The organism is Pseudomonas sp. KCJK9016 (genome assembly GCF_046231795.1).
GTDB classification, from domain to species: domain Bacteria; phylum Pseudomonadota; class Gammaproteobacteria; order Pseudomonadales; family Pseudomonadaceae; genus Aquipseudomonas; species Aquipseudomonas bananamidigenes.
In genome coordinates this window covers 118,509-133,084 of record NZ_JBJJMM010000008.1, presented here as the reverse complement: position 1 = coordinate 133,084, position 14,576 = coordinate 118,509, and the positions used below count along the sequence as shown (strand labels likewise).

Genomic DNA, 14,576 nt, shown 5'->3' with positions numbered 1-14,576 from the left:
AGGAGTATCCGCTGCCGCTTCCGTGAGAAAAACCGTTGTCCGGGCAAAGTACTGTTGACTGAAAGTCACGAATCATTGTGTTGGATATTCGTTCCATCAGTAGAACGATGAAGCCGGTTTTGCCTGACTAGTGCCAAAAGCGTGGCGAATTTATGATCGATCCATGATCAACCTGATTTCGGAGCCCACCATGAAAAACCTCATCGGTATCTTTACCAGCCCTCGCGGCCACTGGGTCGGCGATGGGTTTCCGGTTCGTACGCTGTTTTCCTACGACAACCTGGGCAAGCACATCAGCCCGTTCCTGCTGCTCGATCACGCAGGACCTGCACAGTTCACCCCGACTACCGAACGACGTGGTGTCGGGCAGCATCCGCACCGCGGTTTCGAAACCGTGACCATCGTTTATGACGGCGAAGTGGAGCACCGCGATTCCACGGGCAGCGGTGGCAAGATCGGCCCGGGCGATGTGCAGTGGATGACCGCCGCCTCCGGAATCCTGCACGAGGAGTTTCACTCTGCGGATTTCGCGCGCAAGGGCGGCACGCTGGAAATGGTGCAGCTGTGGGTCAATCTGCCCGCCAGGGACAAAATGGCGGCGCCGGGCTACCAGACGATTCTGGACAGTGACATTCCCAACATCGCGCTCAAGGACGACACCGGCTGCCTGCGTCTGATCGCCGGTGAGTTCGACGGTCATACGGGGCCGTCCCGGACCTTCACGCCTATCGATGTATGGGATCTGCGTCTGAATGCCGGCAAGTCGCTGACGCTGGATCTGCATGAAGGCCGGAACACCGCGCTGGTGGTGCTTCGTGGTGCGGTCCGGATCAACGGCCAGGAGTCGGCGGGCGTAGGGCAACTGGCGTTGTTCGAGCGAGATGGCGATCGCCTGACACTTGAAGCCAGTGAGGACGCGATGGTGTTGCTGCTCAGTGGCGAACCGATCGATGAGCCGATTGTCGGTCATGGTCCGTTCGTGATGAATACCGAGCAGGAAATTCATCAGGCGTTCGTTGATTTCCAGTCTGGCCGGTTCGGACGGATGCCAGCGTAGGTCCACATTGTGGGGGTCAGCGAGCTGACTCCCACAGTTTTTTTCAGAGGGGCATTCAATAGCCCTTATCCCGCCAAATCAATTGCTCCTACACTAAGCCCAATCTGTGCGATGTTCTCGCGATTGACCTCTGTCGGAGTTGTTTGATGCTGTCTCTGCTGACTGAACATCCGTTGTTCTGCGCGTTGATCCTGATCCTGCTCGACCTTGCCCTGTGGCGTCTGATCGGTTCCCGGGGCAGTGGATGGAAGTTGTTGGTGCGAGTGCTGATTTTCAGCCTGTTCAGCGTGCTGCTGTTCAACGAAGGCCTCAATCCGATGGAGCCGGCGCCGTGGGCCGACAATGTGCCGCTGCATCTGGCGGCGACCGGGCTGCAGATCGGCTGGTGGCTGTTCGGCGCACGGACCCTGACGGTGTTGATCGGGGCGGTGATGATGCAGCGGGTCGGCCACACCGGGCGGCTGTTGCAGGACCTGCTGGGTGCGGTGATCTTTCTGATCGCCATTATTGCGGCACTGGCCTATGTGCTGGACCTGCCGGTCAAAGGCGTGCTGGCGACATCCGGGGCGCTGGCGATCATCGTCGGTCTGGCGTTGCAGAGTACGCTGAGCGACGTGTTCTCCGGGATCGTCCTGAACACCACCAAACCCTATCAACTCGATGACTGGATTTCCATCGACGGCACCGAGGGCCGGGTTACCGACATCGACTGGCGCGCCACGCGCCTGCAGACTTCCCAGGGCAGCATGGCGGTGATTCCCAATTCACTGGCGGCCAAGGCCAAGATCATCAACTTCAGCCGCCCGAGCAACATGTTCGGTGTTGCCGTCAGCGTGCAGGTGAGCCCCCATGCCCGACCGAATTCGGTGATCGACGCCCTGGAGCGGGCGATGCAAGGCTGTCGTCCGTTGCTGGACACGCCGGCGCCGAGCGTCGCATTGAAAAGTTCGAGCAGCGCTGGCGCGGAATATGAAATCAGCGGCTTCGTCGCCTCGATGGGCGAGAAGCGTGCGGTGCGCAATCAACTGTTCGACCTGGCTTACCGACATTTGCAGGCGTCCGGGGTCAACCTGCTTTCGAGCGATGAACCTGCCGCCACGGCCCATCTCTCGCGGCCACGGGCGCTGCTCGACAGCTCACCGATTTTCTCCACCCTGCGGCAGGAAGAGAAAGAAACCTTCAGCCAGAACATGGCCCTGCAAACCTTCCGCGCCGGCGAGATCATTCTGGCGGGCGGGGAGGTCAGCGATCACTTGTTCATCATCGAGTCCGGTGTGGTTTCGGTGACCTTGAGCCGCCACGGCGTACCGTTCGAATCAGGGCGCATGGGGCCGGGCGAAGTGATCGGCGAGGCCGGCATTCTGTCCGACACGTCGCTGCCCGCCGACTTTTCCGCCAAGACGTTCTGCGCCCTGTATCGCATCGAGAAGTCCTATCTCAAGCCTTGCCTGGATGCCCGTCATGACATCAATGATGCGATGAAGGCGCTGCTCGACTTCCGCCTGCTCAAGGCGCAGGCGCTGACGCAGGAAGCGCCGGTAGCGGTCCCGAAAAGAGGCTTCCTGCAGTGGCTGCGCCGTCGTGCCTGAGCCGGATCAGCGGCGTTCGTGCCCGGCAGCAGGCGCGATTGGTGAAATCAATTGTCGATCCGATACCCGGATCCCGTATACATGAGGACCATCGGCGGAACGATCCGCGTCTCCCTGCAAAAGGACTGAGCAATGAGCGAGCCACGCCTGGCGAATCTGAAACGGTATCTGCAACGACTCGGGTTCGACACGCATCCGGCACCGACCCTGGACACGCTGCGGTTGCTGCAGTTGCGCCACACCGGTGTTTTCCCTTTCGAAAATCTGTCGACGCTCACTGGCGAACCTGTATTGATCGATCTGCCGTCGATTGAACGCAAGGTTCTGAACGACGCCCGTGGTGGTTACTGCTACGAGCTCAACAACCTGTTCCTGGCACTGTTGCTGGAGCTGGGCTTCGATGCCCGGGGCATCAGCGGGCGAGTGGTCATGAATCAGCCCGAAGGCAGCTGGACGGCGCGTACCCATCGCTTGAGTCTGGTGACCATCGAAGGCGTGCGTTACATCACCGACGTCGGCTTCGGCGGCATGGTGCCGACTGCGCCGCTGGTACTCGATACCGAAGCCGAGCAATCCACACCTCACGAACCGTATCGCATCGAAGTGCAGGCCGATGGCTACATGCTGCGGGCGAGTGTCGCAGGTGAATGGCGACCGATGTATCTGTTCGACCTGCAACGCCAGGAAGACATCGATTACACCCTCGGCAACTGGTATGTCTCGACCCACCCGGACTCACCGTTCGTTCAGCGCCTGATGGTTGCACGCACCGGCGATGGCTGGCGACGTACGTTGAACAACGGCAGTTTCGCGATCCACCGCATCGGTGCCGAGAGCGAGCGGCGCGAAGTGACGGATGTCGATGAGCTCATCGAACTGCTGGAACGGGAGTTCGGCCTGCGCTTGCCGCACCAGCCCGGTGCACGTCTGGCGCTGGCGCGCTTGATCCAGCCGGCGTGAAGCCTAAGGTTTTGCATCCGGCTCCAGTACCCGCCGGATTTCGCTCACGGCCGCCGACAGTTTTTTCTCAAGGCTCCTGAGGTCGTTGGCGGTGATGCCTTTCTTGAATTGCCCAATGGAATGCTCGAGTTCATCGGCATCGCCACGGCTGTTAAGCAGAGCGTGGCGCAGAGTGTTGTTGATTACCGTCTGATAGCCAAACCCTTCGTCTTCGGCGACCGTACGTGCGGCTTCGATGACCGCATCATCGAGCATGATGGTGATGCGGGTCTTGCCCTTGTTGGAGGCGACGGCGCCCCGTTTTCCCTGGGTGAAGTCGTATTCATCCTTCATTGATCAAGTCTCCGGAAAATAATCGCGTCGCTCGCTGGGCGTTGCCCTGCGCGCGGAAATGATTCGAACCAAATTCGGCTCTCGATAGCTGTACACAACGACCAGCAAACGTCCCTTGCCGTCGTTGTCGAGAGTGATCCAGCGTTGCTCGTCATGATCGTTGTCTTCAATCGTCAGTGCTCGTTCGTCGTAGAAGACCGGTTCGGCCTCGGCGAGGCTGATCCCTCTGTGCTTGAGTTTGTTGGCAGCATTCTTGCTTTTGTCGAACTGAATCTTGAATGACTTCATTATGCATACTTTATATGTATAAAAAAGAGCGCGGGCGCACCGTCGGTCGCCATGAGCACTTCAGCCTAGGTGGATAAAACGCGGGGCCAGTCAACGATGTGTTGCCGGATTTGTGGCGGCATGTAGGCGGCGGGATAGAAGGTTGGGTGGCTACCTATCCATAATGTGACTGATAAGTTGTATACAACTCTATGGACATTTGTCCCGACTCTTGAATACAGTGTGCGCATAACAAAAACCAGGGAACCCCCCCCACCATGAAAACGCCCCATGTTTCACACCAACGGCCCGAGGACGAAAATCTCGGGGTCGGCGCGAATATGGCTTACGGCCTGCAACATGTTCTGACCATGTATGGCGGTATCGTCGCGGTGCCGCTGATCATTGGCCAGGCCGCCGGGTTGTCGCCGGCGGATATCGGTCTGTTGATTGCTGCTTCATTGTTTGCGGGGGGGCTGGCCACGTTGCTGCAAACCCTGGGTCTGCCGTTTTTCGGATGTCAGTTGCCGCTGGTGCAGGGCGTGTCGTTCTCCGGTGTCGCCACGATGGTGGCGATTGTCAGCAGTGGCGGGGAGGGCGGCTTCCAGTCAGTGCTTGGCGCGGTCATTGCCGCGTCCTTGATCGGCTTGCTGATCACGCCGGTATTCTCGCGCATTACCAAGTTCTTCCCGCCTCTGGTTACGGGCATCGTGATCACCACCATCGGCCTGACGCTGATGCCAGTGGCCGCCCGCTGGGCCATGGGTGGCAACAGCCATTCGCCGGACTTCGGCAGCATGCAGAACATCGGTCTGGCGGCGGTTACGCTGGTGCTCGTGCTGTTGCTGAGCAAGATCGGCAGTTCCACCATTTCGCGTCTGTCGATCCTGTTGGCGATGGTGATCGGCACGGTGCTGGCGGTGTTCCTCGGCATGGCGGATTTCTCCGGTGTCACCCAGGGCCCGATGTTTGGTTTCCCTGCACCGTTCCACTTCGGTATGCCGACCTTCCACTTCGCTGCGATCCTGTCGATGTGCATCGTGGTCATGGTGACCCTGGTGGAAACCTCGGCTGACATCCTGGCAGTCGGTGAAATCATCGGCACCAAAGTGTATTCCAGGCGACTGGGCAACGGGCTGCGGGCGGACATGCTGTCGAGCATGTTTGCACCGATCTTCGGCTCGTTCACCCAAAGCGCCTTCGCCCAGAACGTCGGACTGGTGGCGGTAACCGGAATCAAGAGCCGTTATGTGGTGGCGACCGGCGGTATCTTCCTGGTGATCCTCGGCCTGTTGCCATTCATGGGCCGGGTCATCGCGGCGGTGCCGACTTCGGTTCTGGGCGGTGCCGGCATCGTGCTGTTCGGCACCGTGGCGGCGAGCGGTATCCGCACGCTGTCCAAGGTTGACTACCGCAACAACGTCAACCTGATTATCGTCGCCACTTCGATCGGCTTCGGCATGATCCCGATTGCCGCGCCGAACTTCTACGATCACTTTCCGAGCTGGTTCGCGACCATTTTCCATTCCGGCATCAGTTCGTCGGCAATCATGGCGATCCTGCTGAACCTGGCGTTCAACCACTTCACCGCCGGCAACTCGGATCAGCAGTCGGTGTTCGCGGCGGCAGAAGAGCGGACTCTGCGTTACCGGGACCTGGCCGCCCTGCGCGAAGGTGATTACTTCAGCGACGGCAAGCTCCATGACTGCGATGGCAACGAAGTGCCGGTGATCGATCTGGAGCCGGATCACGGTCATGGCGCACCGAAGGTACATGCCAGGAGCAGCGAACACGTCTGACCGTTGTGTCTGAAACAGAAAAGGGCCGATCAGTCGGAAAACTGATCGGCCCTTTTTATGGCGCTGATTTTTTCAATGCCCACAAAAAAGCCCCTGAATCTTTCGATTCAGGGGCTCTGTATTTGGCTCCACAACCTGGACTCGAACCAGGGACCCAGTGATTAACAGTCACTTGCTCTACCAACTGAGCTATTGCGGAATTGGTGCGTATGTTACTGATTTAAAAAGACTAGTCAAGCTTTGCCGGATATTTTTTTGCTGAACGGTTTTCAGCCACCGAAAGTAAAGGTACCCATCAGCAGTTTTGCGTACAGCGCCGTGGCGGCCAGTTGCACCAGCCACAGGCCCAGACCGCCGAGAAATACACCGGCCGCCACTTGCAGCACCAGGCTTTTCTCGCGTTTGCCCGAAGTGCGGGGTGGATAGTAGTCCAGCTCGTCACGGTCGGCGCGCAGATCGTCGTTTTTCATGTCGGTTCTCTGAATTCCTGTTTGCATGCAGTCTAGAGGGTATAGAGGCTTTTCTTCTGACAATAAAAAACGGGAAGCCTGAGAGCTTCCCGTTTTTCAGTACTGCCGGATCAGATGACCTGAACGATGGCGTCTGTCACGACTTCGATATTGCTCTGGTTCAGCGCGGCGACGCAGATGCGACCGGTGTCCAGGGCGTAGATGCCGAACTCGTTGCGCAGACGGTGAACCTGCTCGGTGGTCAGGCCGGAGTAGGAGAACATGCCACGCTGACGACCGACGAAGCTGAAGTCATGCTGCGGGGCTTTCTTCGCCAGCAGAGCGACCATCTGCTCGCGCATGCCACGAATGCGCAGGCGCATTTCGGCCAGTTCGGCTTCCCATTGGGCGCGCATTTCCGGGCTGTTCAGCACTGCAGCGACAACGCTTGCACCGTGGGTCGGCGGGTTGGAGTAGTTGGTGCGGATCACGCGCTTGACCTGCGACAGCACGCGGGCGCTTTCTTCTTTCGATTCGCTGACGATCGACAGGGCGCCGACGCGCTCGCCGTACAACGAGAACGACTTGGAGAACGAGCTCGACACAAAGAAGGTCAAGTCGGATTCGGCGAACAGGCGCACGGCTGCGGCGTCTTCGGCGATGCCGTCACCGAAACCCTGGTAAGCCATGTCGAGGAACGGCACGTGACCTTTGGCCTTGACCACTTCCAGCACGTTGTTCCAGTCCGCCGGGCTCAGGTCGACACCGGTCGGGTTGTGGCAGCAGGCGTGCAGCACGATGATCGAGCCGTTCGGCAGTGCGTTGAGGTCTTCCAGCAGACCTGCACGGTTCACGTCGTGGGTGGCGGCGTCGTAATAACGGTAGTTCTGCACCGGGAAGCCGGCGGTTTCGAACAGCGCGCGATGGTTTTCCCAGCTCGGGTCGCTGATGGCCACGACGGCATTCGGCAGCAGTTGCTTGAGGAAGTCGGCACCGATTTTCAGTGCGCCGGTTCCGCCGACGGCCTGAGTGGTAACCACGCGGCCAGCGGCCAGCAACGGCGATTCATTGCCGAACAGCAGCTTTTGCACAGCCTGATCGTAAGCTGCGATGCCGTCGATCGGCAGGTAGCCACGGGAGGCGTGCTGAGCAGCGCGAATGGTTTCGGCTTCGATAACGGCGCGCAGGAGTGGAATTCGCCCCTCTTCGTTGCAGTACACACCCACCCCGAGATTGACCTTGTTGGTCCGGGTATCGGCGTTGAATGCTTCGTTGAGGCCCAGGATTGGATCGCGGGGTGCCATTTCGACAGCGGAGAACAGGCTCATTTTTACGGCAGCTCTAAATGGAGAGTGGAGGGACGTGTGACGCTCCAGCCGAATGCACTAGAGCGGTGCACAAACGGGGAGCTAGTATAGAGGCCATCATCGACCAATGGCGACAGGCGATTCAGGTTTTCAGGTAAGTTTTTCCGATTATTTCTCGACCGTTAGTCGAATGGGCTTGTCGGAGACTTTACCGGATGTAGGACTTTTACCTTGAAAGGCAAGGCAATCGACTCCACATTCAGCACAATCTTCGTTTTTCCTTGCGCGACATTGGTCGTTTGCGGTCTTTCTCGTGGTGCTGCGGTTTTTCGTCAGCGCCGCGATTGCAGAGGTGTTTATGTCTGAATTCCAGCTCGTCACCCGATTCGACCCTGCCGGCGATCAGCCTGAAGCCATTCGCCAGATGGTCGAGGGCATCGAAGCCGGGCTGGCGCACCAGACGCTGCTCGGTGTGACCGGTTCGGGCAAGACCTTCAGCATCGCCAACGTGATTGCCCAGGTGCAGCGTCCGACCCTGGTGCTGGCGCCGAACAAGACCCTGGCCGCGCAGTTGTATGGCGAGTTCAAGTCGTTCTTCCCGAACAACGCCGTCGAATATTTCGTTTCCTACTACGACTACTACCAGCCCGAAGCCTATGTGCCGTCGTCCGACACCTTTATTGAGAAGGATGCGTCGATCAACGATCACATCGAGCAGATGCGTCTGTCGGCGACCAAGGCATTGCTGGAACGCAAGGACGCGATCATCGTCACCACGGTGTCGTGCATCTACGGTCTGGGCAGCCCGGAAACCTATCTGAAAATGGTGTTGCACGTCGATCGCGGCGACAAACTCGATCAACGCGCACTGGTGCGACGCCTGGCCGACCTGCAATACACCCGCAATGACATGGATTTCGCCCGGGCCACATTCCGTGTACGCGGCGATGTGATCGATATCTTTCCAGCCGAATCCGATCTCGAAGCCATCCGTATCGAGTTGTTCGATGACGAAGTGGAGAGCATTTCCGCGTTCGACCCGCTGACCGGCGAGGTCATCCGCAAACTGCCGCGTTTCACCTTCTACCCGAAGAGCCACTACGTGACGCCCCGGGAAACCCTGCTCGATGCCATCGAAGGGATCAAGGTCGAATTGCAAGAGCGCCTGGAATACCTGCGCAACAACAACAAACTGGTCGAGGCCCAGCGCCTGGAACAGCGCACCCGGTTCGACCTGGAGATGATCCTCGAACTCGGCTACTGCAACGGCATCGAAAACTACTCGCGCTATTTGTCGGGGCGTCCGGCCGGCGCGGCACCGCCAACGCTCTACGACTATCTGCCCGCCGATGCCTTGCTGGTGATCGACGAATCCCACGTCAGCGTGCCGCAGGTCGGCGCGATGTATAAGGGCGACCGTTCGCGCAAGGAAACCCTGGTGGAATACGGCTTTCGTCTGCCCTCGGCGCTGGACAACCGGCCGATGCGTTTCGACGAGTGGGAAGGGGTGAGCCCGCAGACGATCTTCGTCTCCGCCACGCCCGGCAATTACGAAGCCGAGCACGCCGGACGGGTGATCGAGCAAGTCGTACGGCCGACCGGTCTGGTCGACCCGCAGGTCGAAGTGCGTCCGGCGCTGACCCAGGTTGATGATCTGCTTTCGGAAATCACCAAGCGTGTAGCCTTGGAGGAGAGGGTGCTGGTCACCACGCTGACCAAACGCATGGCCGAAGATCTGACGGACTACCTGGCTGACCACGGCATTCGTGTGCGTTATCTGCACTCGGACATCGACACCGTCGAACGGGTCGAAATCATCCGCGACCTGCGTCTTGGTACGTTCGATGTGCTGGTGGGGATCAACCTGTTGCGAGAAGGCCTGGACATGCCGGAAGTGTCACTGGTGGCGATTCTCGATGCCGACAAAGAAGGCTTTCTGCGTTCCGAACGCTCATTGATCCAGACCATTGGCCGAGCGGCCCGTAACCTCAATGGGCGGGCGATTCTCTATGCGGATCACATCACCGGTTCGATGGAGCGCGCCATTGGCGAGACCGAGCGTCGCCGCGAAAAACAGATCGCTTTCAACCTGGCCAACGGCATTACGCCGAAGGGCGTTTTCAAGGACGTGGCGGACATCATGGAAGGCGCCACCGTGCCAGGCTCGCGGAGCAAGAAGCGCAAGGGCATGGCCAAGGCTGCCGAGGAAAACGCCAAATACGAGGCCGAACTGCGCTCGCCGAGCGAGATTACCAAGCGCATCCGACAGCTGGAGGAGAAGATGTACCAGTTGGCCCGCGATCTGGAATTCGAAGCGGCGGCGCAGATGCGCGACGAGATTGCCAAGTTGCGCGAGCATCTTTTGGCTGTTTGAACTTCAGCGCCTGACAGTGCCCCATCGCGAGCAGTCCGGTCTCAGTGAGCTTCGCCGGCCTTCAGGCCGGCGGGCAGTTTCCTGGTCAACAAAATAGCCAGCATGCTGATCCCCAGCGCAATCCCGACAAAATGAAACGCGTCGTTGTAGGCCATGATCAGCGCCTGCTGATGGACAATCTCGCTCAGTTTCCCCAGCGCCGCCGTGTCACTGCCAAAACGGTCGGTCATCGACGCCAGACGTTCGGCCACCTGCGGATTGGTCGGCACCACCGCTTCGCGCAAATAATCGAAGTAAGTCTTGGTGCGCGCATCCAGCAGGGTGGCGAGCAGGGCGATGCCGATAGCGCCGCCCAGGTTGCGCAGGATGTTGAACAGACTCGACGCCGAGCCCGCGTCCTGGGGCTGGATGTATGCCGTGGCGATCAGCGAAATGGTGACCATGATCAGCGGCTGGCCGAGGGCGCGGATGATCTGGATCTGGTTGAACTGCGGCCCGGCAAAGTCAGGGTTGAGCACGCCGGAGGAGAAACTCGCCAGACCAAACAGTCCGAACCCCAAAGTACATAGCCATTTGGGTGACACAAACTTCATCAGTTTCGGCACCAACGGAATCAGAAACAGCTGTGGTACGCCCATCCACATGATCACTTCGCCGATCTGCAGGGCGTTGTAATTCTGGATCTGCGCCAGATACAGCGGCAGCAGGTAGATCGAGCCGTACAGCCCGACGCCCATGCCCAGGCTGGAAATGCTCGACAGACCGAAGTTGCGATTGCGCAGGATGCCCAGGTTGATCAGCGGGTTGGGTTTGGAAATCTGCACGATCACGAAGGTAATGAGGCTCAACAACGCGATGCTGCCCAGCGTCACGATCAGGCTCGATTCCAGCCAGTCCTTGCGATGTCCTTCTTCAAGAAACACCTGCAGGCAACCGAGCCCCACGCCCAGCGTCAGAATGCCGGTGTAGTCGGTGCTTTTCAGCAGTTCCCAATGAGCTTCTTTCTTTTCCAGGCCGTACATAAGCCCGGCGATCATGATCAGCCCCGGCGGCACGTTGATGTAGAAAATGTATTCCCAACCCCAGTTTTCCGTGAGCCAGCCGCCGAGAGTCGGTCCGATGGACGGGGCAAAAGTGGCGGTCATGGCGAACATCGCCATGCCTTTGGCGCGGTGGTGTTCGGGGAGTTTGATCAGGGTCAGGGTGAAGGCCAGCGGGATCAGTGCGCCACCGGTGAAACCCTGCATGGCACGGAATACGATCATGCTGTCGAGGCTCCAGGCCATCGAACACAGCAGGGATGAAATCAGAAATCCCATCGACACCCACACCGCCAGGCGCCTTGCCGAAAGCAGCTGCACCAGCCACGCGGTCAGCGGGATCATGATGATTTCCGCCACCAGATAAGACGTGGAAATCCACGAGCCTTCTTCCAGCGTTGCCGACAGGGCGCCCTGAATGTCCTTGAGCGATGAGTTGGTGATCTGAATGTCGAGCACCGCCATGAACGCGCCGAGCATCACGCTCATCACCGCGATCCAGTCTCGTCGGGTCGGCTCGCCGACCGGGCGGATGAGTTGATCACCGGCCATTGTCTGGGGCGTCTTTGATATTCACGGTGGCGGTGACTGACATGCCCGGGCGGATTTTGCCGTGCAGCGGGTTGTCCGCTTTGAACGTCAGCTTGACCGGAATCCGTTGCACGACCTTTGTGAAGTTGCCGGTGGCGTTGTCCGGCGGCAACAGGCTGAACTGCGCGCCGGAGGCGGCGAACAGGCTGTCGACCCGCGCTTCGATCGGCGTATCACCATAGGCGTCGAAGATCAGTTCGGCTTTCTGGCCCGGCAGCATGTGGCCAATCTGGGTTTCCTTGAAGTTGGCCTGCACCCAGATGTCTTCGTCCGGAACGATCGACAGCAGATACGCGCCGGCCTGAACAATCTGGCCATTGCGTGCGGCGCGCTGGCCGACCAGGCCGCTGATCGGCGCATGGATTTCGCTGCGGGTCAGGTTCAGTTCGGCCTGGGCGAGGTCGGCGCGGGCGTTGGCGATTTGCGCGTCGAGGCGTTTGATTTCCGCATTCAATGCACTGACCTGCTGGCGCTGACTCTGGGCATCGGCCTGAGCCTTGGCCACTTGCGAGCGGGCTATATGGTTGTCGGCGGAAAGGGTGGTCACTCGTTCCTCGGAAACGAAACCGGGTTTGCGCAGGGCTTCGGCGCGGGACAGATCGATCTGCGAGCGGCCCAGTGTCGCTTGCGTGGTGGCCACTTGCGCTTCGCTGGCGGCGATCAGGCTGGCCTGCTGCGTCAATTTGCTCTGGGCCTGCAGGCGCTCGGCTTCGCGGGTGGCGAGGGCGGCATTGGCACGATCGACGGCGAGGCGAAAATCATCGCTTTCAAGACGGACCAGCAACTGGCCTTTTTCCACGTGCTGGTTGTCATGCACCAGGACTTCGTCGATGCGCGCGCTCAACTGGCTCGACACGCGGGTGATTTCGCCCTGGACATAAGCGTTGTCAGTGCTTTCATAAAATCGTCCCTTGAAAAACCAATGAGCGAACAAGCTTCCTGCAATCAGCAGGACAAGCAGGACGAAAATGATCAGGCGACGCTTGAGTTGGGCAGGCATGGGCAAACTGTAGTCGAGGAATTGTAAGGAAAGTTATCAGCAAGCGAATCTGGCACGAAGCCGATAAGCGGTAAATGCCGTCTGCTGATATTCAGCCATTCACTGCGTCCAACGGGCGTTTCAGACGCAAGCTTGGCTTAAATGCCCTGCCCGCTGGAGCGGGGCGGGTGTCGCCTGTTACCATTCGCCGCTTGATTGTTCTTTGCTTTTCATTCTTTTCGAGACATGCCATGACCACCGTCCGCACTCGCATCGCGCCATCGCCTACCGGGGACCCCCATGTAGGTACCGCTTACATCGCATTGTTCAACTACTGCTTTGCCAAGCAGCATGGCGGTGAGTTCATCCTGCGGATCGAAGACACCGACCAGTTGCGTTCGACCCGCGAGTCCGAACAGCAGATCTTCGACGCCCTGCGCTGGCTGGGCATCGACTGGAGCGAAGGCCCGGATGTCGGCGGCCCGCACGGTCCGTATCGCCAGAGCGAGCGCGGCGACATCTATCAGAAGTACTGCCAGCAACTGGTCGACATGGGGCACGCCTTCCCGTGCTTCTGCACCGCCGAAGAGCTGGATCAGATGCGCGCCGAACAAATGGCGCGCGGCGAAACCCCGCGCTACGACGGCCGTGCACTGTTGCTGTCCAAGGAAGAAGTCGCCCGTCGTCTGGCTGCGGGCGAGCCCCACGTGATTCGCATGAAAGTGCCGACCGAAGGTGTTTGCGTGGTCCCGGACATGCTGCGTGGCGACGTCGAGATCCCGTGGGATCGCATGGACATGCAAGTACTGATGAAGACCGACGGTCTGCCGACGTACTTCCTGGCCAACGTGGTCGACGACCATCTGATGGGCATCACCCATGTGCTGCGCGGTGAAGAATGGCTGCCATCGGCACCGAAACTGATCCTGCTCTACGAATACTTCGGCTGGGAACAGCCGGAGCTTTGCTACATGCCGCTGCTGCGTAACCCGGACAAGAGCAAATTGTCCAAGCGCAAGAACCCGACTTCGGTGACGTTTTACGAGCGCATGGGCTTCATGCCGGAAGCGATGCTCAACTATCTCGGTCGCATGGGTTGGTCGATGCCGGACGAGCGCGAGAAGTTCTCGCTGCAGGAAATGGTCGACAATTTCGACCTCAAGCGTGTGTCGCTGGGTGGGCCGATTTTCGACATCGAGAAACTGTCGTGGCTCAACGGCCAGTGGTTGCGTGACCTGCCGGTGGAAGAGTTCGCCGCTCGTATTCAGAAGTGGGCCTTCAACTCCGAATACATGATGAAGATCGCGCCGCACGTTCAGGGGCGTGTCGAAACCTTCAGTCAGGTTGCTCCGCTGGCCGGGTTCTTCTTCGCCGGTGGCGTGAACCCGGACGCCAAACTGTTCGAATCGAAAAAGCTCTCGGGTGATCAGGTTCGGCAGTTGATGCAGTTGATCCTGTGGAAACTCGAAAGCCTGCGTCAGTGGGAGAAGGACAGCATCACGGCGACGATTCAGGCGGTGGTGGAGTCCCTCGAGCTGAAACTGCGTGATGCGATGCCGCTGATGTTTGCGGCGATCACCGGTCAGGCAAGTTCGGTGTCGGTGCTGGATGCGATGGAAATCCTCGGTCCGGACCTGACCCGTTTCCGTCTGCGCCAGGCCATTGACCTGCTGGGCGGCGTGTCGAAGAAAGAAAACAAAGAGTGGGAAAAGCTGTTGGGCGCTATCGCCTGATCGCGTTTGACGTTGCAGGACGCGCCGCAGGTCAGGATCTTTTGATCCCGTCCTTCGGCGTTTTCCCCCGAATTTATGGGGGGAGGGCGGTAAGTGAT

12 protein-coding genes and 1 tRNA gene are annotated in these 14,576 nt (G+C 59.2%); 6 read left to right on the top strand and 7 right to left on the bottom strand.

Going from position 1 to position 14,576, the window contains the following annotated elements; all coding sequences use genetic code 11:
* The first annotated feature begins 190 nt into the window (after positions 1 to 190).
* The 3 genes from ACK6BI_RS10230 (at position 191) to ACK6BI_RS10220 (ending at position 3,606) form a co-directional block, all read left to right on the top strand.
* Positions 191 to 1,057 carry a pirin family protein gene (locus tag ACK6BI_RS10230; protein ID WP_409316982.1) on the top strand — a complete coding sequence of 289 codons (867 nt, stop codon included), beginning with the start codon at positions 191 to 193 and terminating at the stop codon, positions 1,055 to 1,057.
* 146 nt (positions 1,058 to 1,203) lie between these two features.
* Positions 1,204 to 2,646 (top strand): mechanosensitive ion channel domain-containing protein, encoded by a 1,443-nt coding sequence (locus ACK6BI_RS10225; RefSeq protein WP_409316981.1) that lies wholly within the window; start codon positions 1,204 to 1,206, stop codon positions 2,644 to 2,646.
* Positions 2,647 to 2,778: 132 nt separating this feature from the next.
* Positions 2,779 to 3,606, top strand: coding sequence for an arylamine N-acetyltransferase family protein (locus ACK6BI_RS10220; protein ID WP_409316980.1), 828 nt, complete (start codon positions 2,779 to 2,781; stop codon positions 3,604 to 3,606).
* Positions 3,607 to 3,609: 3 nt separating this feature from the next.
* Here ACK6BI_RS10220 and ACK6BI_RS10215 read toward each other — a convergent pair whose 3' ends face one another.
* Together ACK6BI_RS10215 and ACK6BI_RS10210 are read right to left on the bottom strand one after the other, a co-directional pair.
* On the bottom strand, positions 3,610 to 3,939 hold the full coding sequence (locus ACK6BI_RS10215; protein ID WP_409316979.1) for a BrnA antitoxin family protein: 330 nt from the start codon (positions 3,937 to 3,939) through the stop codon (positions 3,610 to 3,612).
* A 3-nt stretch (positions 3,940 to 3,942) separates the two neighbouring features.
* A complete protein-coding gene (locus tag ACK6BI_RS10210) occupies positions 3,943 to 4,227 on the bottom strand; it encodes a BrnT family toxin (protein ID WP_409316978.1) in 285 nt (94 codons plus the stop codon).
* A gap of 257 nt (positions 4,228 to 4,484) precedes the next feature.
* Here ACK6BI_RS10210 and ACK6BI_RS10205 point away from each other — a divergent pair, with 257 nt between their 5' ends.
* Positions 4,485 to 6,005, top strand: a complete 1,521-nt coding sequence (locus ACK6BI_RS10205; RefSeq protein ID WP_409316977.1) for a nucleobase:cation symporter-2 family protein — start codon at positions 4,485 to 4,487, stop codon at positions 6,003 to 6,005.
* 123 nt (positions 6,006 to 6,128) lie between these two features.
* Here the strand turns inward: ACK6BI_RS10205 and ACK6BI_RS10200 are convergent.
* The 3 genes from ACK6BI_RS10200 to ACK6BI_RS10190 all read right to left on the bottom strand — a co-directional run bounded on the left by ACK6BI_RS10200 (position 6,129) and on the right by ACK6BI_RS10190 (position 7,782).
* A tRNA-Asn gene (locus ACK6BI_RS10200) sits at positions 6,129 to 6,204 on the bottom strand.
* A gap of 70 nt (positions 6,205 to 6,274) precedes the next feature.
* Positions 6,275 to 6,475, bottom strand: a complete 201-nt coding sequence (locus ACK6BI_RS10195) for a hypothetical protein (RefSeq protein WP_409316976.1) — start codon at positions 6,473 to 6,475, stop codon at positions 6,275 to 6,277.
* Positions 6,476 to 6,585: 110 nt separating this feature from the next.
* Positions 6,586 to 7,782 carry an amino acid aminotransferase gene (locus ACK6BI_RS10190; protein ID WP_409316975.1) on the bottom strand — a complete coding sequence of 399 codons (1,197 nt, stop codon included), beginning with the start codon at positions 7,780 to 7,782 and terminating at the stop codon, positions 6,586 to 6,588.
* A 337-nt stretch (positions 7,783 to 8,119) separates the two neighbouring features.
* On the opposite strand from ACK6BI_RS10190, the gene uvrB reads away from it, so the two are divergent.
* Positions 8,120 to 10,135 carry an excinuclease ABC subunit UvrB gene (gene uvrB, locus ACK6BI_RS10185; protein WP_409316974.1) on the top strand — a complete coding sequence of 672 codons (2,016 nt, stop codon included), beginning with the start codon at positions 8,120 to 8,122 and terminating at the stop codon, positions 10,133 to 10,135.
* Positions 10,136 to 10,176: 41 nt separating this feature from the next.
* Here the strand turns inward: uvrB and ACK6BI_RS10180 are convergent, their stop codons facing one another.
* Both ACK6BI_RS10180 and ACK6BI_RS10175 read right to left on the bottom strand, forming a co-directional pair.
* A complete protein-coding gene (locus ACK6BI_RS10180; RefSeq protein WP_409317030.1) occupies positions 10,177 to 11,667 on the bottom strand; it encodes an MDR family MFS transporter in 1,491 nt (496 codons plus the stop codon).
* A 49-nt stretch (positions 11,668 to 11,716) separates the two neighbouring features.
* Positions 11,717 to 12,766, bottom strand: a complete 1,050-nt coding sequence (locus ACK6BI_RS10175) for an HlyD family secretion protein (RefSeq protein WP_409316973.1) — start codon at positions 12,764 to 12,766, stop codon at positions 11,717 to 11,719.
* A 230-nt stretch (positions 12,767 to 12,996) separates the two neighbouring features.
* Here ACK6BI_RS10175 and gltX point away from each other — a divergent pair, with 230 nt between their 5' ends.
* Positions 12,997 to 14,478, top strand: a complete 1,482-nt coding sequence (gltX, locus tag ACK6BI_RS10170) for a glutamate--tRNA ligase (protein WP_409316972.1) — start codon at positions 12,997 to 12,999, stop codon at positions 14,476 to 14,478.
* Positions 14,479 to 14,576 lie beyond the last annotated feature (98 nt).

Bases quoted from the DNA above. Each gene is read 5' to 3' on its own strand.
- ACK6BI_RS10225 (WP_409316981.1), top strand. From the start codon at position 1,204: ATGCTGTCTCTGCTGACTGAACATCCGTTGTTCTGCGCGTTGATCCTG.
- gltX (WP_409316972.1), top strand. From the start codon at position 12,997: ATGACCACCGTCCGCACTCGCATCGCGCCATCGCCTACCGGGGACCCC.
- ACK6BI_RS10215 (WP_409316979.1), bottom strand. From the start codon at position 3,939: ATGAAGGATGAATACGACTTCACCCAGGGAAAACGGGGCGCCGTCGCC.
- ACK6BI_RS10210 (WP_409316978.1), bottom strand. From the start codon at position 4,227: ATGAAGTCATTCAAGATTCAGTTCGACAAAAGCAAGAATGCTGCCAAC.
- uvrB (WP_409316974.1), top strand. From the start codon at position 8,120: ATGTCTGAATTCCAGCTCGTCACCCGATTCGACCCTGCCGGCGATCAG.
- ACK6BI_RS10175 (WP_409316973.1), bottom strand. From the start codon at position 12,766: ATGCCTGCCCAACTCAAGCGTCGCCTGATCATTTTCGTCCTGCTTGTC.
- ACK6BI_RS10220 (WP_409316980.1), top strand. From the start codon at position 2,779: ATGAGCGAGCCACGCCTGGCGAATCTGAAACGGTATCTGCAACGACTC.
- ACK6BI_RS10190 (WP_409316975.1), bottom strand. From the start codon at position 7,782: ATGAGCCTGTTCTCCGCTGTCGAAATGGCACCCCGCGATCCAATCCTG.
- ACK6BI_RS10205 (WP_409316977.1), top strand. From the start codon at position 4,485: ATGAAAACGCCCCATGTTTCACACCAACGGCCCGAGGACGAAAATCTC.
- ACK6BI_RS10195 (WP_409316976.1), bottom strand. From the start codon at position 6,475: ATGAAAAACGACGATCTGCGCGCCGACCGTGACGAGCTGGACTACTAT.
- ACK6BI_RS10230 (WP_409316982.1), top strand. From the start codon at position 191: ATGAAAAACCTCATCGGTATCTTTACCAGCCCTCGCGGCCACTGGGTC.